The sequence below is a fragment of the Arthrobacter sp. 2YAF22_2 genome (genome assembly GCF_052114645.1).
Lineage (GTDB): Bacteria > Actinomycetota > Actinomycetes > Actinomycetales > Micrococcaceae > Arthrobacter.
The window spans coordinates 1-2,217 of the sequence record NZ_JBFRFD010000559.1; the positions used below are offsets into that span (position 1 = coordinate 1).

Sequence of the window (2,217 nt, forward strand, 5' to 3'; positions counted from 1 at the left end):
CTCCCGCAGCAGGTCACCGGAGGCCTTGCCGTAGACCACGGCCATCGCGGCAGGCGTATGACGCTGCCGCCCGGACCTATCGCGAGTCCGGTGACCTGCTGCGGGAGCGTACGGCACTGTCCCAGCGGCAGCGTTGCCGTGACCGCGCCACAAGCGGGCCCGGGCAGGGCCCGTCCGCGCAGGAAGATACCCTTGGCCTCCTGACCCGCCGGGAACGCGACATTGTCGGAATGGCCGTTCGGGGCCTGAGCGACCGGCAAATCGCGTCAGAACTGCAGGTGTCCGTCCGGACAGTTGAGGGCCATCTCTACCGGAGCTACGCGAAGTTGAACGTCAAGGGTCGCGAGGACCTCCGCCGGATTGCCCCGGAGTAGATGTCCCCTGGGCCAGTAGGGTGCACTACCGCCCCGGCACTCGCAGACGGGCCGGCGACTACTTGGTTGGCTGACCTCGGCCCCCGGCTGCATTCGAGTACAGCCACGTAGGCGCTCGACAGGTACGTGCCAAGCAATCGAGTACTACCTACGGATGTCTTCGCAACGGCTAGTCCATACTGTGGATTTATCACTGGTTAAACATTGATTGCGAAGGTCTCTCCCATGTTTCAGCAAGAAGCCGGCGTGCCTGCGGGCAGCGGCAAAACAGACACGATTGCACTCGCGCAACAGCCATCGAAGGGGCGGCAGGAAAAACAATTCACCCGGCAGCAGGTCGTCTCTGACGTCATTGGCACAATGACGTCCGGCTCCGGCTGCGGCGTCGTGCTCGTCGGCGAACACGGCGCCGGCAAGTCGTTCATCGCCCAGCGCGCCCTTGAGCAACTAGGCGAGGACTACCTGGTCGTCCAGGTCCGAGGCAGTTCCATTTCGTCGAAACTTCCGTACGGCGCCCTGAGCGTCCTCCTCAATGACCTTGATTCCTCGCACCTGGAGCACCCGCTGATGGTGCTCCGCGGACTCACGCAACTGCTCCACACGAAGGCCCAGGGACGCCCCATCATCATCTTCGTGGACAAYGCCCACGACCTGGACGACCTGTCCTGCATGATGGTCGCCCAGCTCAGTGCCGGGGGTCATGTGACCCTGCTGGCCGCCTGCGTGGATCTGCCCCACGTCGGCGGGGACATCATGGGTCTGTGGAAGGATGATCTGCTCCGCCGAGTAGACCTGGAGCCGTTCGACTTCGCCGAGACGGCCGCCACGCTCAACCAGGAATACGGCGGACAGTTCTCGCACACCGCGGCCCGGGCGCTCTGGAGTGCAAGCGGCGGAAACGCGCTGTTCCTCCATTCCCTGGCACGCGAACAGATCAAACTCGGCACGATCGTGCGGCAGGGGGAGGCCTGGGTCCTCAACGGGCGTCCCATCGCTCTGACCGGCGAAGTTCGCGACGTCATCAAGGCACGGCTGAACAGGCTCAGCCCAGGTCAGCGCGACGTGTTCGAGCTCCTGGCGCTCGCTGGCGCCGTGCCGCTCCAGACGCTCATGGCAATCTTCAACCCACAAGACATGGACAACCTCCAGGAGCGGGGCCTCATCCAGGTCAGCCACAACCACCCCCCGATGGTCAGTGTGGCCAACCCGGTGACCGCTACGATCGTCGCGGGGGTTGTCCCCCCGGGACGCAGTGCGGAACTCCGGCGTCGTCTCACCGCCGTATTGGCCGACACCGAGCAGTCCGAACCCGCCGGGTCTGCCGACGTGGCCTGGGCCCTGGACTGCGGGGAACAAGTCAGCACCGCAACAGCGCTCACCGCCGCCCGACTGGCCAACAACGCGTCCGACCCGACCTCGGCGCTGAGATTTGTCCACGAAATCGACGCCTTCGGGGCGGCCGCCGGCGTGGCCATCGAATCAGTGCAGGCTCACATCGCGGTCAACAACGACGAGTCCGCCAGGCGGGTGCTGAACAAGCTGGAAGCCACTAGCGGCGAAGACCTGCCACTGGGCGAGTGGGTGGCCCTGCAACTACTGCAGGTGGAGCTGGACCAGCGCGGTCCCGGCACCTCAGCAGCGGCGCGAGCCCGGCTGGACCTGGTACGCGACCGTCTCGCGGAGGCGACCACGGAAGACACAGCCGCGCTCGAAGCAGCGCGCGGTGAGCTGCTTCTCGCCGAGTGCAAACTGGCCGCCTTCGAGGGCCGCTACAGTGACGTCCTGGCACTGGCCGATCATGTCCCCGGGCTGGCGTCCGAGACCRGGATCCACACCGCGAGCC

2 protein-coding genes are annotated in these 2,217 nt (G+C 65.8%); both read left to right on the top strand.

Translation table 11 applies throughout. The features are described from left to right. The coding region (locus AB4Y86_RS17260) for a response regulator transcription factor (RefSeq protein WP_441403390.1) at positions 1–374 on the top strand (374 nt) is incomplete at its 5' end. A 225-nt stretch (positions 375–599) separates the two neighbouring features. After that, on the top strand, positions 600–2,217 hold a 1,618-nt coding region (locus AB4Y86_RS17265; protein ID WP_441403391.1), incomplete at its 3' end, for an AAA family ATPase.